The following is a 16,760-nucleotide window of genomic DNA, read 5'->3' as shown; positions in this document are numbered from 1 at the left end:
TTAGTTGCTTGCCAACAGCTGATTCTTAAAACCAATCAACCGCGCAAACTGTGCTTGCGAAGCCAGCATCATGTAAATGGCCTCTAAGTATCCCGCCTGCTGTAACTGCAACAATTGCTCGCCGCTCAGTTGCGCTAACCGTGGCTCGTTAATCGTATAGAAACCATGCAAACTGTGCTGCTGGCCATTATTTAACGTAACATCCAGTACAAAAGACTCAATCAACTCCAGTGCCAATAGTTGCTGCGTAAAGGCCTTAGCGTCGGTAACGCCATGATGCAAAGTCTCTAATTGTGCCGCCACTTGCTGCAAATAAGACGTTTGACCACCAAACTCTAAAAACAACGGCTCACCCGAAGCGCTATTGACTCTCGGATGTGAGGTATCGATATTGATCACGCGCTCACCCTGTTGCAGGCCAATGGTAAAAGGCTCACGAAGGATATCTAGCGGCACATAACCCGCTTGCCATCCTTGCTGCTGCAAAAATAGGTTTTCACCCGATTGAAAACCGAGCAGTAACACCGGCATAAATTGGCCGCTTTGGCCGTCTTTATAAAATAAGACGGGGTAATAGGCTTGGGCAGCGCGGAATTCAGCTGGAAAACTCAAACAAAACATTTTGTTATCGCCAAGCTCTAGGCTGCGCTCAGTAAGGATTTTCACACCAAGATGGTCAACGTTATTGAGTAATTCGATAGTAGCCATCGGCTCCCCTTTAAATCTTTTGTAAGCCATGAGCTTTAATTTGGTTTAATAATTCGCGATTACTGACCAAGCCCGCCCTGAGTTGTTGTGTTTTTTGTTGTACTTCGGCAAACGCTTGGTTAGCACGTAATCCTAAGCTTGCCTTTATTGGCCGCTCACTACTAGGTAAATGTCGCATGCCATACAAAATATACTGGTAACTGGCAGCCGGAAACAATTCTTCAGCCATCGGTAAATCATAACGACTTGGCACAAATTGTTGCCACATCATCAACTTTTCTTGCAGTGACGAAGGTATCGAGTTGTCGGCACGCTGGGCCAGCCAATAATCGCTATCATCACGTGTTGACAACACATAATGCAACTTTAAAAACTCGACGATTTGTTGCCAACGATAGCTAAAGGTTTGATTAAAGCGCTCAGCGATCACGGCCTGTTGTGCCAAACTGCGTGGCAATTGCTCGCTAATAAACTTGGCTGATAACTCAACCATCACCAAGGCAGACGCTTCCAGCGGTTCAATAAAGCCTGCCGCCATGCCGACTGCCACACAATTGTGCCGCCAAAACTGTTGGCGATAGCCCGGCGTAAACCGAATAAGCCTCGGCTGGTAGCGGGCTGTAAATGCCTGCTCTGATAATTGCAGGTACTGCGCAAGCGTGCTGACCGCCTGATCCTCGCCGGTATGACCACTGTGATGCACAAAACCGACACCGCGACGGGTCGGTAAGCCGATATCCCATACCCAACCTTGTGATTGGGCAGTGGCCAAGGTTGCAGAGGCAATTGGCGTGCGTTCATCGTCGTAAGGCACTTGCACTGCCAAGGCACTGTCGTTTAACAAACAGTTTTGCACACTGACCAGGGGGGTTTGATAATGCTGGCCGATAAGTAAACTCTGTAACCCCGAGCAGTCCACAAATAGATCACCGGTTAAAGCACCATGCTCAGCAGTTTGTAACGCCGCCACTCGGCCATCTGTGTGGCTTTGCACGGCAACAACATCATCCACAATATGCTGCACCCCAAGCCGTTTGGCATGCTGGCTTAGTAAGGCAACAAACTTTGCCGCATTGAGGTGATAGCCATAATTTTGTAAGAAGGCATATTCTGGAGTCGCGATGCGTTTGGGGGCTAAACCCGCAGCAATCACGGCAGGCTGGCTAGATACGGCAGCGGCAAACTCGACTTGCTGATGATGACTAAACCAAAAGTCAGCAATATCTAGCTCATTGGCCGCTACTGGCGGCGTAAAAGGATGGTAATAACAATCTTGTGGCGATGAGCTACGCCATTGGCGAAACACACTGCCTTGTTTAAAGCTGGCATCGCAGCTGAGAATAAATTCTGTTTCAGAAATTCCAATTCGCGCTAATGTCGCGCGCATTGAAGGCCAAGTCCCCTCGCCAACACCAATGGTGGGCACAGAGGCAGACTCGATCAAACTGATATTTACATGTGGGTCTGTTTGATGATCTGCAGCTAAAATAGCGGCAGTAAGCCAACCCGCACTACCACCACCGACAACCACAACATCCACCTGCCCTTTAACAAAAGGCTGTTTATTTTCAGTGGTTGCTGGTTTATCCGTTGCGAGTAACTCGTTTGCTTGCATCATAACTACTTCTTGTAAAAAGTAGCCATCTTACGATGGCTACTTATTTCAGGACAACAACATCTTAGAACGAATAACGCGCACCGATGGCAAAACGACGACCTGTTTCAGTATAATTCACTAATTGCAGTGTATTACGTTCATGAGAACGTACCGACTCGTCAGTTAAGTTAATGGCTTCAATAAAGAACGTTAAGTTCTCGGTATAATCATAGCTGGCACTCGCATCCCACTGTCCATAAGCTTCAACGTAAATAGGGTTTTGCAAACCTAAAGTATTCACCGTGGAGGCAAGGAACTTATCGCGCCAGTTATAGGCAATACGCGCTTGGAAACCATCTTTATCGTAAAAACCGACGACGTTGTAGGTGTCACTCATACCGAGCAACGCAAATTGCTCGCCACGACTGAAATTGTCATAGTTAAAGTCACCATCAACAAAAGTCGCGTTGGCAATCACACCAAAGCCCGTCTCGCCAAACAAGTGCTGTACCGCCAATTCCCAACCGTCTAAATTCGCATCATCTTGGTTAACCGGTATGATGATATCAAAGGTTGCTGCGGTATCACCTGGCACACCTAAGATAAAGCCGTTTGCATCAACCGTATCAGGGTAATTGGTTCTGATGTAGTTACGAATCGCTGTAGCATTATTGCCAACTGCAGCAACGGCTTCAGCATAACGTGGGCCTTGCGCTGGATGCGGTAAGCTAAAGGTTTGTTCTTCTACTGTCGTGCGACCAATAAAGTTCTTGGCTTTTTTGGTGAAGTAGCCTACCGCCATATAACTGCCTTCACCGTAGTACCACTCTAAAGATAAATCTAGGTTGGTGGACTCAAACGGGTCTAGGTCAGGGTTACCACGAGCACCCGTACCACCATCAATCCGCACCAAGGCGTTAATGGTCTGTCCACCTTGAATATCAGCATAACTTGGGCGGGCTAATGTTTTACTGACCGAAGTACGGAAAATCACGTCCTCAACGACTTCAATGTTAAAATCGACATTTGGCAGTACGTTTGTGTAATCACCTTTTAATTCAGTAAAGTCGCTCTCGCCAGTGCTGATCAGGTTGAACTCGTTATCACCCGCCCAAGCAATACCACTGTAAACGGGTACTAAGGCACTTGAGGTGACATCGGTTTTCTCATAACGTACACCTGCGGTTAAACCATAAAACCGCTCGCCAATTTCACCGGAGAAATTAAGCTGTACATAGGCGGCTTTTTGCTCTTCCGTAGTGCGGCGGTCCGTGGTCATGTTAGATGATGCACAGAACGACGTACCGCAATCACCTACTGCACCTAAAGCACCGTATTTATCATTGGCAATTTGACGAATGGTATTAAAGTCCCAACGGAAGAACTCTTTTAACATATCGCTGCTGGTAGAAGCGTTGAAGTTATCGCCTAACTGGTCAAGCTTGAACACTGACGGGTCGATATCACCCGCTGCACCTAAACCACCCCAGTTATCCTGCTGCACGTTAGAAAACGCTGAACGGTTTTTGGTTTCAGAGCTTGTTACACCGAAGTCGATGCTGTTTAAGATGCCATCGTCAAAGGTGTAGTTACCGCGAAGTTGCAGTTGGTCGATGTCACTGCGCATTTGGCTATTGCGGAATGAGCTACCGGTCACGCGCATATCTTCACCGCGAATACCAGTAAAGCCAGCGGGATAACCAATGGTTAAAGTGGGTAAGTCGGTGTCAAAACGTGCGGTAGTTAGAGTACGTACGAAAGTCGCCATACCAATAACGTTGTTGCTACCAAAGGGGCTATTGGGGCTCGAATCGGCTGACGAGCTATGAAAATCTAACTCTAATTTCAAGTTATCATTTACTTGCCAATTGGTGTTGAAACCCAAAGATTTGTTTTCATTAACGGTAGAGAATTGACCGCCACCCATGGCTAAATCGCCCGGCGCATCAAAGGCTTCTGAGTAAACGATGGGTGCTGCTACTGGGCCATCGCTCCACACACCTGACGAAGGGCCGAAGTTAAACCAAGCAGACACGTCATTGTAACGATCTGATACTTCGTTTTTTGAATAAGTGAAATCTAAAGTTGTTCTAACGGCTTCAATGGGTTGATATTGTAAAACCAATTGGCCATTAGTACGGGTTCTTTCCACTTCATGGAAGGCAAAACCTAAACTTTGCGGTACTGAATAGATTGAATCTGCTGCCGGGTAATTTTGATGGGCATTTGCGCCAGCTGGGATCAAACCACCCCAATCCGCATTACCACCATCCCAGTCAAAACCATTTACCGTACCAGGGAAGGTACGCCAACCACCGCTATTAGCTTGCTTATTACCACTATCACGCTGTTGGTATGAGCCGCTGATGGCCACACCAAACTTATCGTCATCGAAAGTGTTGCTATATAAACCTGATAACTCCGGCGTAATGCTGGCGCCTTCATCAGTAGATTGATCCATTACACCTTTAATACCAAAGCTGGCTTTCTCGCCGGGGGCATTTAATGGCTTGGTCGTTAAAATATTAATGGTTGAGCCCATACCACCAGTAGCGATACTGGCTCGGCCTGTTTTATACACTTCAACGCCAGCAATACCTTCAGAGGCGATATTGGCAAAATCGAACGAACGAGAAGATGATGCTGACGTTGCTTCCAGCGATGATGCTGGCATTTGCCGGCCGTTTAACATAACGAGGTTAAAGTCTGGCCCAAAACCGCGCACTGTAACACGGCTACCTTCACCGTTTGAACGGTCAATCGCCACACCGGTGATCCGTTGCAGTGATTCTGCAAGGTTAGTGTCTGGAAATTTACCAATATCTTCTGCAGAGATGGCATCAACCACGCCCACAGAGCTTCGTTTCACATCCATCGACTTAACTAAACTGCCACGAATGCCTGAAACTTGAATTATTTCTATATCACTGTTTTCGTCCGCAGCGGCTTCTTGCGCGAAACCAGGTGCCATCATGCCGGCGCCTGTGATCAGTGACAAACTCATCGCTATGCGCGACAGCTTGAAACGTGTTTGATTCATACCTTTCTCCCGTGTTTCCTGTATTTTTGCCATTTTATTATATGCTTCGCTTACATTTTAATGACATTTGCAGGCACAAAAATGTAAGCGCTTACACAACTTAGTTGATTAATATTTCTACGTCAAGACAGACCAGCAAAAAGATGCACAAAAGTGTGGCAACTAAAGTGCACTTAAGGTGCATTGAAAGGTGAGTATTGGCGTTGCTTTAGCGGAAAGTGGCGTACTTAGGCAGTATTGGTGCGCCATTATTGTGCAGTGTGTTGTTGGGGATCGCTTGGGCTTTAGCAGATCACGGTTAACTTTGCGGCAATGGCTGCATTGCAATAAAAAATTAGGCAATAGCTTTACGTATTTTATGTTTTCTTTGGCGAGATACGTTTTAAAGGCACGTTGAACTTGCTCGGTTTAGGCGTGTATTTAGTGTGTTTGTTGCTTTGATTGCGTCAGCTTTCTTTACAATCACTGATTATTTTTTAAGCGGAATTCTCCTATGCGCCTGATAAAAATACATTTTTATTAGTGGCTTAAAATATGCAAACTTTGTAGTCCTTCCCTCCAATATAAGGCACATCTGATGAATAGGTTACTTTTTATTCTATCTCTGTTTGTTTCTGTATGTTTTATACCTAAACTCACTGCTGCTCCCATCCCGCTAGATCTCTCTGTTACTGCTTCTAATAGCTTTGCCAGTGATTCCATTCCCGGTTTCGGAGCTGTAAATCACAATAGTACTTTATCTATCCTGCTGGGTGGCGTGTTAAGCCAGTCAACGGTTATTGATACTGCAGTTACTGGGGGTAATCCGCTAACAGGCCAGTTAACGACCCTAGATGATGGTATTGCTATCAACACGAATCTTTTAGCTGGGGCAGATAGTTTAGCTGAAGGCTATTTTTTTGATTTTAATTTTGCGTTGCAAAACAATTCACTAACCAATGCTTATTTACTGTCATTCGTGTTGTTGTTCGACAACTTAACCTCAGCGTCAGGTCTTGATGCTTTTGCTGAATCGAAAATCTTATTATTCGATGACAGTAACAATGAGTTTTTCTTCTCTGATCTAGCAACAGATACCCTATTCGGCGATCAAAAAAACGGTACTTTTACCGGCACTTCTGGTGTAACTCAAAGCGACAATGGCAGCTTTGGGTTTGATATCTTGCTGGGCGCCGGGGCAGCTAGCAGTTTTAGAGGAGAGCTACAGTTAGTTGGTCAGGAATTTATTAATTCAGGTAGCTTTGCTGCTAATAGCTTCGCTAACGTTTCACTTTCTGCTGTACGCTCTTTAAATACCCCTCCACAACAACTCCCATTGCCAGCAACAGGCTGGTTGTTTTTACTGGGTTTGTTTTTTCTTGCTCAACGTCAATTAAGGAAACTACCATGAAAATTCAATGTATCGCCTTAGCAGCAACCCTTGCTGTAAGCGCATCAGTAGTATCCACCAAGGCTAATGCTTGCGGTTATGAGCCAATGCTGGGATCAATGTGTGTATTTGCCGGCAACTTTGCCCCACGTGGCTTTGCGTTAGCTCAGGGCCAATTACTGGCTATAAGCCAAAACACAGCATTGTTCTCCCTGTTAGGCACGACATACGGCGGTGATGGACGGACGACTTTTGCTCTGCCAGATACCCGTGGCCGGGCGCTGATAGGGGCCGGCAATGGGCCAGGTTTAAGCAGTATGCAATTGGGGCAAAGAGGTGGACAAGAAACGGTTACTTTAACGCTTGGACATTTGCCGCAGCACAACCACACTGCGAGCACGACGGTGCAGTTGTTGAGTATGGATAGCTCTGCCAGCACCGCAGTATTAAAAGGCTTAGCGGCAACATCAAATTCGAACACGCCTACTGGCAAAGTGTTAGCAAATAGCCCTGGGCGCGATAATATTTATAATGATGGCGCACCCAATGTAGAGCTAAACCCTGAGTCGATTGCGCTTAACATAAACTTGGATATGCTATTTGAAAGTACCACTACAGTGGATGTTGCCGGTGGTAGTCAGCCGTTAAACGTACGCGACCCTTATCTGGCAATTAACTGGATTATCGCACTACAAGGTATATTTCCATCACGCAACTAATACCTATGCTGCTAAAAAACGCTTTACTACTTATATTTTTCACTTCAGTGAGTGTAACTGCAGCAACAGAAAAAGATTGGTCAGCGCCTTTGCATAGCGCGCAGTTATTGCTCGAAGCAGGTGACTACACTTCTGCGCGCCCGCTCTTTACAGAGCAGGCGCAGCGGGGCAATGGCCTAGCACAATTTACCCTTGGTCTATTTTATCAATTGGGTTGGGGCGTTAATGTATCACCAAAACAAAGCTGCGATTGGTTTAGACTGGCGGCCGAAAATCAGATCCCGGTGGCACAGGAGCAATTGGGTTATTGTTATTGGCATGACCATTTTGCCACAGCAGAGCAGCGCTTGGCGTTTCGCTGGTTTGAACAAGCTTATCAAGCAGGCGTTCTCTCTGCTGGCTGTGCAATGGGTAAACTGCTGGTTGAGGGAAAATACGTAGCGCCAGATCTCTATAAAGGCGTGCAGTTATGTCAACAGGCAGCAGTCGCTGGCGCAACAGCGGCTCAGTTGCAACTGGCAAAATGGCTACTTGAAGGCCAAGTGCTACAGCAAGATGCTACCCAGGCTATGTATTGGTTTGACCAAGCGGCAAATAACCACAATGCGGAAGCGGCTTATTATCTGGCACAATTTTATGATACAGGAACAGTTGCCCCGCAAGACACTCAGCAGGCATTGCAGTGGTATCATACTGCTGCCAAAGCCGGAGTAGTTGCAGCCTATCTGCCGACTGCAGCTTTATATTTTGCACAATATCAAACAGCAGCCGAGCAGCAACAAACTGAACAATTGGCCAAGCATAAAGCCACACTGTTGGCCCAAGCTTATGTATGGGCCTTTGCTGCGATACAACAGTTGCCACCTGCCCATCAAAATTATACTCAAGCGAATACCTTACTTAAGCACATCAGCTTATTTATTTCTCCTAGCGGGCAAGAGGTGCTGCAGCTAAAAACGCGAGAACAGTTAAAAAAAGTGCAGCCTATTACCTTGAATCTATCAGAGTAAACTACCTCCTAGCAGCGAGTGTAACCGCCAGACTATTGAAAGCATGCATGATAGGTTTGATAAGAAAGTACTTTGTAGTGGTACACTGAGTTTGGCCACACGATTAGAGATAATTTAATGGGTGCACGAAAAATCGAATGTCTGCAAAGAGGGCTAAGCAGAGTTTCGCTTTTTCGGGAGCCTCTGATCTGAACAGCTGCTATTCGCTCAAAGCATGCTCTGATATTTATTTATGATTTCAGCTTAACGCAGCTAAAAGGCTAGCCCGTTGATCTAATCGTCGTTTCATAAGATGAATACCGCTAATTTGGAGCGGGTTTATCAATAATGCTTAGCTTAAGCATCACATGAACTCATTCGATAATAATTAAAAAGGGGCTCATTGAGCCCCTTTCACTTTCCAACTATGTTTGCATCTGACAAAAAACTATATAAATCAATAATTTATTCAACAGTAACAGACTTTGCGAGGTTACGTGGCTGATCTACGTCGGTGCCTTTAATGATGGCAACGTAGTAACTCAGCAGCTGCAATGGCAGGGTATACACTACCGGCGCTAACCATTCATGTGTGTGTGGTACGTTAATTACTCGCATGGTGGCGTCTGACTTAAACTGCGCATCAGCATCAGCGAACACATACAAGATACCGCCACGGGCGCGCACTTCTTCCACGTTCGATTTCAGCTTTTCTAACAAGTCGTTGTTGGGTGCCACAACAATAATTGGCATATCGGCATCAATTAACGCTAAGGGGCCGTGCTTAAGCTCACCGGCGGCATAAGCTTCAGCATGAATGTAGGATATTTCTTTGAGCTTTAACGCCCCTTCCATCGCAATGGGGTACTGATCACCACGGCCTAAGAATAACGCATGGTGCTTGTCGGCAAACTCTTCGGCTAAAGCTTCAATTTGTGGCGCCAGCGCTAAGGTTTCTTCTAACTTAGCAGGTAAACTTTTCAGGGCATGAGTTAATTCACGCTGCTTTTCAAGGCTTAAGCCGTTGTATTTACCTACCGCCATGGTCAACATGGCTAAACCCACTAACTGCGTGGTAAATGCCTTAGTAGAGGCTACACCAATTTCTGCGCCAGCACGGGTCATAAAAGCTAAGTCAGATTCACGAACCAGTGAAGAACCCGCCACGTTACAAATGGTTAAACTGCCTAAGTAACCGGCTTCTTTCGCTAAGCGCAGCGCGGCCAGGGTATCGGCGGTTTCACCTGATTGCGAGATACTGACTAATAAGCTGTTGGGCTGCACAAAAGATTTGCGATAACGGAATTCTGAAGCGATTTCGACATTACAAGATACGCCGCCTAATGACTCCAACCAATAACGCGCCACCATACCAGAGTGATAACTGGTGCCACAGGCCACAATTTGAATATGCTTAACCTTTTTAAATAGCTCGGCTGCGCCATTACCAAAGGTTTCGTCGAGCACGCTGTCATTGCTTAAACGGCCTTCTAAGGTGTTATTGATGGCTTGTGGCTGCTCGTAAGTTTCTTTGAGCATAAAGTGGCGATACTGGCCTTTATCACCGGCATCGTAACTGACGTTCGACTCATGCACTTCACGCTCTACCGCGTTACCGTCTTTATCGAAAATACTGACACTTTGACGAGTAATTTCTGCTACATCGCCTTCTTCTAAAAACATAAAACGACGGGTTACCGGCAATAAGGCCAGCTGATCAGAGGCAATAAAGTTCTCACCGATACCTAAACCAATTACCAAGGGGCTACCTGAACGGGCCACCACTACACGGCTAGGATCGGTTTTATCTAATAACACGGTACCGTAAGCCCCATGCAGTTGTTTTACCGTTGCTTGCACGGCTGCTAACAGCGAGCTAGCTTGCTTTAATTCTTCTTCTACTAGGTGGGCGATAACTTCGGTATCGGTGTCTGAGGTAAACACATAACCTTTCGCTTTAAGCGCTTCGCGCAGCGGGTTATGATTTTCAATAATACCGTTGTGTACCACGATGATATTGCTAGAAATATGAGGGTGCGCATTGCGTTCACTTGGCTCACCATGCGTTGCCCAGCGCGTATGCGCAATACCAGTACCACCCAGTACCGGCTCTAAGGCCACCGCATCGGCCAGCTCTTTTACTTTACCTAAACGGCGTAAACGCTGTAACTCGCCTTGCTGGTTAACTACCGCCACGCCGGCCGAGTCATAACCGCGATATTCTAAACGGCGCAAACCTTCAACTAAAATATCAACCACATCACGCTGCGCTACTGCGCCAACAATGCCACACATATTCTTACTCCGTTAAATTAACTAAAAGGGTTCGCAAAAATGCTATTTAATACGCTGCGCGGATCACGCTAACGCCTTGCTGTTCTATTTCCGCGGCCTGAGCAGCGGATAAACCGGTGTCGGTCACCAATACTTTGATCATTGACCAGGGTAATTCTAAATTGTGTATTTTTCGCCCCAGCTTGTCTGATTCCAGCATCACGATGACTTCGCGCGAGACCTCAGCCATTACTCGGCTTAAGCTGTATAACTCATTGTAAGTAGTTGTGCCGCGAGCTAAATCGATGCCATCGGCGCCAATAAAAAGTTGGTCGAAGTCGTAATTACGTAACATTTGCTCGGCTAATTGGCCTTGAAATGCTTCAGACTGTGGATCCCAAGTACCACCGGTTAAAAGTAGCGTCGGCTCGTTTTCCAACTCACGCAAGGCATTGGCAATGGCTAATGAATTAGTCATGACCACAAGGCCACGTTTTTGCACTAGCTCTGGCAATAGTGCCGCCGTCGTACGGCCACTGTCGATAATAATTCGGTAATGATCTTTAATCAGCGTCGCAGCCGCTTTAGCAATTGCTAACTTTCGTTCTGAAACTTTCGCTAAGCTACTGTCAGAAATAAAATCTTGTGGTACTGGCACTGCACCACCGTATCGACGTAATAATAAGCCGGCCGCCTCTAGGGCAGTTAAGTCTTTGCGGATGGTCACTTCGGACGTGTTAAATTGCTCCGCCAGCTGCTCAACGGTCACTTCGCCCTGTTTTTGCAATTGGGCGACAATCAAATGCCGACGCTGTTGTGTATTACGTTTATTCATTTCTTTCACTTAGTTTCGAAACGAAAGGTATTCTAGCGATTTCTGCTGCTTTTGCAAGCAATAGTAAAAAACCAAACATATTAATGATAATTATTTGCATTTGCGTTTAGGTTGTTTTATAGTCTGCGCTATCAACGGATGGAGGTGAGCTCTTGCTCTGATATGGATGTTCTGGTCGTTGTTAATGTTGTCCTGCATTTATGGGGAGCTTAGGCTCCCCACTTTTTTACGACCATCTGCCACTTTGTTCTGTCTTAGCCGTGAAACGATGGCTGTTAACGACTTTTCCCCGCCGGTAAAAAGGCAATTCGCCCTTGTTGCACGGTCATATTTATCGGTAGTGCGGTTAATAATTTTACCGTTGGATCGCTGGTATCCAATTTATAAACTGGGTTAGTCGCCAAAAATTGATTCACTATCTGCAATAACTCATTGGTGACCGGCGTAAGGTTACCGCGGTAGCCTGCAGCTTCAATCGAAGAGTCGAGTAATTTTACTGAGCGCACAAATACGACTTTTTGTTCCGCGTCATAATAAGGAACCCCCTCAACCTGCAGTTGCATACTGGCAGGATACGTTAAACCGAACAGGCTTAAGGTCGCCGAAGCAGCTGTGTTAATTTGCACCAGATCGCTATTATCCGGGCCAATTTTAACGGCCATACTGTCGACCGCCAGCTTTAATGGGATACCGGCAACATTAGCTTGTCGCGTTAACTCAGGGATTTGCTGGCTAATCATCTGCTCTAATTGTGTTTCAGAAACAGAGTAAACCGGCATTTGGCCCAATTGACTGCAACCGACCAGCAAAATCGTTAAGATAAACAACCCTATTTTTCGCATTATTTTGTCCTGTTTATTGAGTTAAGTTGCAGCCTCGCTAATAGGCTTTGCTCTAATTAACCTTACCTTAGCTAAACTTAGTATAGGCTGAATATCAGCACCACTTAACTTTAAAGGCCTTTTTCTTTGCGTTAGCGCGGATAATCCACGGTAAACATTCATGATGTTTTAATTTTTTTTGCCTTTTTTCGGAAGTAGATCAAACGTATTTTGTTACCTTATGCTAGCCTTGAAGCTAAGCTATGAGAATTAGGTGGCTATGACTGCATTACTGCAAAAGGTGTTTAATCGCATTTCACATGCCAATATTTTCGCGATCCCCATAATAATCGCGTTGATTATTTTGGTTAGTTCACCTTTTGTCAGTCGGCTGATCCCTGGCATTAGCGACATAAATTACCTACCGCTGCACTCTATTTTAGAAATTATTTCGGTTAGTTTTGCCTTTATGATTTTTGCCGTCAGTGCTGAGCGCATTCTGATCAGCATGAATATCCGCACTGCCATCTTGGCTTGTGCTTTTTTGGCGGTAGTTTGTTTTGATTTATCGCATTTATTATCTTTTACTGGCATGCCTGACTATGTCACTCCCAGCGGCCCACAAAAAACCATTTATTTCTGGCTTGCTGCCCGCTTCACCGCCGCCGTAGCGTTATTCTTAGCGGTACTGCCACTGGCCAATCGGCCCATTAAACAAGCCGTCTTTGTAAGTATGCTGGTCGTAACCTTAGCGATAATTGCGTTAGTGCATATGGTTATTTTTTATTACACCAAAGCGTTACCCACGGTCTATGTGCCACAGCAAGGCCTAACCCTAACCAAAATTGCTGCGGAATATCTGTTTATTAGTTTGAATATTTTGACCATCTTGTGGATGCGCTTTGGCCATGCTCAAAACGCTCACTATCATGCGCCAGCTTTGTATACGGCAATGTGGTGCTTAGTGTGTAGCGGGTTTTACTTCACCTTATATCTTGATATGCACGACGCCTTTAATGCTGTAGGCCATGTTTTTAAAATTGCAGCTTATTTATTTTTGTACCGTGCGCTGCTGCATGAAGTGCTGAGTAAACCTTATTTAACGTTGATAGAACGCGAAGCCGATATCTCTGCCACTTTGGCGGCGATCCCCGATGTGTTATTTGAAGTGGATGATGAAGAGCGCTTTTGTCAGGTTAAAAATACCGATAAAGTCCCCATGTACCTGCCACCTGAGCATTTTTTAGGAAAAACTTTAGCGCAATGTATGCCGAAAGAGGCTTATATTGCGGGTCAAAAGGCTATTGCTCAAGCGCGCCAGTCAGGCCGCTCTGAGCCTTGTAGTTATCCTTTACTGATCGAAGGCAAAGTTTTCTGGTTTCAAGTGATTGCCGCACGCCGCCAAGCAAAGTCAAACAAGCCTCGCTTTGTCTTAGCGGTACGGGATATCACCCAGCAAATGTTAGCGGAAGCCGAACTGAAGGTAAACGCATTGGCGTTTTATACGCGTGAAGGCATTATGATTACCGATGCCAATAATCATATTATTAAAGTCAACCCGGCTTTTTCTTTTATTACCGGCTATGAAGCCCACGAAGTCGTTGGCAAATCACCGTCGATACTAAGCTCTGGGCAACATGATGCCGCCTTTTACAAAAAAATGTGGCTAGCGCTAAGTGAAAACGGTTTATGGCAAGGTGAGATTTACAATAAACGCAAAAACGGTGAGATATTTCCTGAGCAAGTCGTTATCAACGCTTTAACCGATCAGCAAGGCGCTGTTACTCATTATATCGCCAGCTTTAATGACATTAGTAAAGCAAAAGCGGATCAGCAATATATTCATCAATTGGCGTTTTATGACCCGCTGACCAAATTACCCAATCGTCGCCTCTTGATCGAGCGCACTGCGCAAGCACAAATGCATAGTGATTGCAGCGGTCATTACGCTGCCTTGTTTTTTATTGATCTCGACCACTTTAAACAACTGAATGATAGCCTTGGCCATTCATATGGTGATGAACTATTGCGGCAACTCAGCGAGCGTTTACAGCAGGCCATTCGGGAGCAAGATACCTTAGCGAGACCAGGCGGCGATGAGTTTATTTTGTTAGCGCAATTCACCAGCAATGAACTAACCAAAGCCACGGAAGATGCCCACCAGTTGGGCCATAAGTTATTAGACATTATCAACAAACCTTTTGAGTTGAAACAGCATCACTATCAAATTTCAGCCAGTATTGGGATAGCGTTGTTTAACGATAATAAGAAAAATATTGATGATTTAATGTCTTCAGCTGATCTTGCGATGTATCACTCGAAAGAAATGGGGCGCAATCAACTGTACTTTTTCGAACCGGGAATGCACAAAACGCTACGAAAAAAACAACTGATAGAACAATCATTAAAACAAGCGATCAGCAAACAACAACTAAAATTGTTTTATCAACCCAAGGTTAATAGTCAAGGTCAGATCGTCAGCTACGAAGCACTGATCCGCTGGTTTCATCCAGAATTTGGTTTGATTTCACCTAACGACTTTATCCCCTTAGCGGAAAACTCATATCTTATTAATGAAATAGGCGAATGGGTGTTAACAACGGCTTGTCAGCAAATACGCGTATTCCAACAACAAGGTACTCCTTTACCCATTGCCGTTAATGTCAGCGAGCGACAATTAGTGCAGAAAAACTTTGTTGAGATTGTCAGCAGTATTGTGCAAAACAGTGGTATTGATCCCCACCTTTTAGAGCTCGAAATTACCGAAAGCATGCTTAATGAAGATTTGGAAAACACACGTATAAAACTACTGGCGTTAAGCAAACTGGGTATCACTTTTTCGCTTGATGATTTTGGTACTGGTTATTCCTCGCTGATTTATTTAAAAAATCTACCGATCACCGTTCTTAAAATTGACCGATCTTTTGTGCATGAGTTTTTAACGCAAGAAACCGATTTAGCCATTGTTAAAACCATTATCGCCATGGCGAAGTCGTTGTCATTGCACGTGGTTGCAGAAGGCGTTGAGCAACAAGCACAATATGAAATGTTAATGAGCTTAGGTTGCGATTTGTTTCAAGGCTACTTATTTGGTAAACCCGAGCCACTTGTACCGCCAGAGCCGATAGAATAAGTCTGGTCGGCTCGCGAGCACATATTAAGTTATGTTATGCTCAGATCGCTACTCCAAGGGATACCTCATAACTAGAACGAGAATACTATGGCACTAATACTAAAACTGATTGCCGGCATTGTGCTGGGCATGTTGTGTGGTCTGTTTGCACCGCACTGGCTAACGCAACTGCTGCTAACCTTTAAAGGCCTATTTGGCCAACTGTTATTTTTCACCATCCCATTATTAATCTTATTTTTTATTACCAGTGGTATTGCTGCTCTACCTCGCAATTCAGGAAAGTTACTAGGCCGCACGCTGGGTATTGCCTATTTGTCGACGATTTGCGCAGGTACTTTAGCCTTTATCGTTGCGGCGTTAGTTGTGCCGATGCTGGCGCCTGCAGCTGCCGATTTAGCCAGTATTGATGGCGTTAATTTAACACCTTATATCGAGATGAATATTCCACCGGTGTTTAATGTAATGACTGCTCTCGCACTCGCCTTTGTATTTGGTTTAGGTATTGCTAGTACGCAAGCCACTTCGTTAAAGCAATTATCTGATCAAGGCCGCGATATTATTCAGCTGTTATTGAGCAAAATTATCATTCCTTTTTTACCGCTTTATATCGCAGGTGTTTTTGCACAAATGGCGGCGGCAGGTACGGTGTTTGTTACCTTAAAAACCTTTGGCATTGTGTTGGTTTTAGCCTTGGTTCTCCATTGGTTATGGATTGTATTGCTATTTACTGCTGCAGGTTTAAAAGCGGGTAAATCACCACTGAGCCTAATCAAAACCATGTTGCCCGCCTACTTTACTGCGTTGGGCACTATGTCGAGTGCGGCCACGATCCCGGTATCACTGCAGGCCACCAAAAATAATGGCGTGAAAGAAGACGTTGCCAATTTTGCAGTACCCTTATGTGCCACGGTGCATTTATCGGGCTCGACCATTACTATCGTCAGCTGCGCTGTGGCAGTGATCATGATGAAGAGTAATCTAGAGATCCCATCTTTATTTACCATGCTGCCATTTATCCTTACTTTAGGTGTGGTGATGTTGGCAGCGCCTGGTGTTCCTGGTGGCGCAGTGATGTCGGCCGTGGGCTTACTTGGTTCAATGCTCGGTTTTGGCGAAGGCGCTATTGCCCTGATGATTGCCCTGTATATGGCACAAGATAGCTTTGGTACCGCCTGTAATGTCACCGGCGACGGTGCTATTGCCGTGTTAGTAGACCAAGCCGACTAACCGTAAACCGGTATATCGCCAAGCGATGTGCCGGTATCAAACACACCC

General features: G+C 45.4%; 11 protein-coding genes. 5 read left to right on the top strand and 6 right to left on the bottom strand.

What is annotated here, in order from left to right; all coding sequences use genetic code 11:
• The 3 genes from LMJ53_RS11455 to LMJ53_RS11445 form a co-directional block, all read right to left on the bottom strand.
• Nucleotides 1–708, bottom strand: a complete 708-nt coding sequence (locus LMJ53_RS11455) for a SapC family protein (RefSeq protein WP_229586180.1) — start codon at nucleotides 706–708, stop codon at nucleotides 1–3.
• A gap of 10 nt (nucleotides 709–718) precedes the next feature.
• Nucleotides 719–2,326: a tryptophan halogenase family protein gene (locus tag LMJ53_RS11450; protein WP_229586179.1), complete on the bottom strand. Its 1,608-nt coding sequence runs from the start codon at nucleotides 2,324–2,326 to the stop codon at nucleotides 719–721.
• A gap of 61 nt (nucleotides 2,327–2,387) precedes the next feature.
• The gene (locus tag LMJ53_RS11445) at nucleotides 2,388–5,345 is read right to left on the bottom strand and encodes a TonB-dependent receptor (RefSeq protein WP_229586178.1); all 2,958 of its coding nucleotides are present in this window, start codon (nucleotides 5,343–5,345) and stop codon (nucleotides 2,388–2,390) included.
• Nucleotides 5,346–5,922: 577 nt separating this feature from the next.
• Here LMJ53_RS11445 and LMJ53_RS11440 point away from each other — a divergent pair.
• The 3 genes from LMJ53_RS11440 to LMJ53_RS11430 are packed head-to-tail and all read left to right on the top strand — an operon-like array spanning nucleotide 5,923 to nucleotide 8,443.
• Entirely contained in the window at nucleotides 5,923–6,735 is an 813-nt protein-coding gene (locus LMJ53_RS11440) for a hypothetical protein (protein WP_229586177.1), read from the top strand.
• Nucleotides 6,732–7,433, top strand: coding sequence for a phage tail protein (locus LMJ53_RS11435; RefSeq protein ID WP_229586176.1), 702 nt, complete (start codon nucleotides 6,732–6,734; stop codon nucleotides 7,431–7,433). The genes LMJ53_RS11440 and LMJ53_RS11435 overlap by 4 nt, the downstream gene beginning before the upstream one ends.
• Before the next feature lie 5 nt (nucleotides 7,434–7,438).
• Nucleotides 7,439–8,443, top strand: coding sequence for a tetratricopeptide repeat protein (locus LMJ53_RS11430; RefSeq protein ID WP_229586175.1), 1,005 nt, complete (start codon nucleotides 7,439–7,441; stop codon nucleotides 8,441–8,443).
• 444 nt (nucleotides 8,444–8,887) lie between these two features.
• On the opposite strand, the gene glmS is transcribed toward LMJ53_RS11430, so the two are convergent.
• The 3 genes from glmS to LMJ53_RS11415 all read right to left on the bottom strand — a co-directional run bounded on the left by glmS (nucleotide 8,888) and on the right by LMJ53_RS11415 (nucleotide 12,373).
• Complete coding sequence (glmS, locus tag LMJ53_RS11425; protein WP_229586174.1) at nucleotides 8,888–10,717, bottom strand: glutamine--fructose-6-phosphate transaminase (isomerizing); 1,830 nt, start codon at nucleotides 10,715–10,717, stop codon at nucleotides 8,888–8,890.
• Nucleotides 10,718–10,763: 46 nt separating this feature from the next.
• Nucleotides 10,764–11,531: a DeoR/GlpR family DNA-binding transcription regulator gene (locus LMJ53_RS11420; RefSeq protein WP_229586173.1), complete on the bottom strand. Its 768-nt coding sequence runs from the start codon at nucleotides 11,529–11,531 to the stop codon at nucleotides 10,764–10,766.
• 275 nt (nucleotides 11,532–11,806) lie between these two features.
• Complete coding sequence (locus LMJ53_RS11415; protein ID WP_229586172.1) at nucleotides 11,807–12,373, bottom strand: DUF1439 domain-containing protein; 567 nt, start codon at nucleotides 12,371–12,373, stop codon at nucleotides 11,807–11,809.
• Between the two features lie 259 nt (nucleotides 12,374–12,632).
• On the opposite strand from LMJ53_RS11415, the gene LMJ53_RS11410 reads away from it, so the two are divergent.
• Together LMJ53_RS11410 and LMJ53_RS11405 are read left to right on the top strand one after the other, a co-directional pair.
• A complete protein-coding gene (locus LMJ53_RS11410) occupies nucleotides 12,633–15,485 on the top strand; it encodes an EAL domain-containing protein (protein ID WP_229586171.1) in 2,853 nt (950 codons plus the stop codon).
• 87 nt (nucleotides 15,486–15,572) lie between these two features.
• Nucleotides 15,573–16,712 (top strand): dicarboxylate/amino acid:cation symporter, encoded by a 1,140-nt coding sequence (locus LMJ53_RS11405; protein WP_229586170.1) that lies wholly within the window; start codon nucleotides 15,573–15,575, stop codon nucleotides 16,710–16,712.
• Nucleotides 16,713–16,760 lie beyond the last annotated feature (48 nt).

The sequence above is a fragment of the Rheinheimera sp. UJ51 genome, assembly GCF_020819615.1.
GTDB classification, from domain to species: Bacteria; Pseudomonadota; Gammaproteobacteria; order Enterobacterales; family Alteromonadaceae; genus Alishewanella; species Alishewanella maricola.
This window is presented reverse-complemented; position numbering and strand designations above follow the sequence as displayed.

Excerpts from the sequence above, each read along its gene's own strand:
- LMJ53_RS11430 (WP_229586175.1), top strand. The coding sequence starts at position 7,439 with ATGCTGCTAAAAAACGCTTTACTACTTATATTTTTCACTTCAGTGAGT.
- LMJ53_RS11435 (WP_229586176.1), top strand. The coding sequence starts at position 6,732 with ATGAAAATTCAATGTATCGCCTTAGCAGCAACCCTTGCTGTAAGCGCA.
- LMJ53_RS11420 (WP_229586173.1), bottom strand. The coding sequence starts at position 11,531 with ATGAATAAACGTAATACACAACAGCGTCGGCATTTGATTGTCGCCCAA.
- LMJ53_RS11455 (WP_229586180.1), bottom strand. The coding sequence starts at position 708 with ATGGCTACTATCGAATTACTCAATAACGTTGACCATCTTGGTGTGAAA.
- LMJ53_RS11450 (WP_229586179.1), bottom strand. The coding sequence starts at position 2,326 with ATGATGCAAGCAAACGAGTTACTCGCAACGGATAAACCAGCAACCACT.
- LMJ53_RS11405 (WP_229586170.1), top strand. The coding sequence starts at position 15,573 with ATGGCACTAATACTAAAACTGATTGCCGGCATTGTGCTGGGCATGTTG.
- glmS (WP_229586174.1), bottom strand. The coding sequence starts at position 10,717 with ATGTGTGGCATTGTTGGCGCAGTAGCGCAGCGTGATGTGGTTGATATT.
- LMJ53_RS11415 (WP_229586172.1), bottom strand. The coding sequence starts at position 12,373 with ATGCGAAAAATAGGGTTGTTTATCTTAACGATTTTGCTGGTCGGTTGC.
- LMJ53_RS11445 (WP_229586178.1), bottom strand. The coding sequence starts at position 5,345 with ATGAATCAAACACGTTTCAAGCTGTCGCGCATAGCGATGAGTTTGTCA.
- LMJ53_RS11440 (WP_229586177.1), top strand. The coding sequence starts at position 5,923 with ATGAATAGGTTACTTTTTATTCTATCTCTGTTTGTTTCTGTATGTTTT.
- LMJ53_RS11410 (WP_229586171.1), top strand. The coding sequence starts at position 12,633 with ATGACTGCATTACTGCAAAAGGTGTTTAATCGCATTTCACATGCCAAT.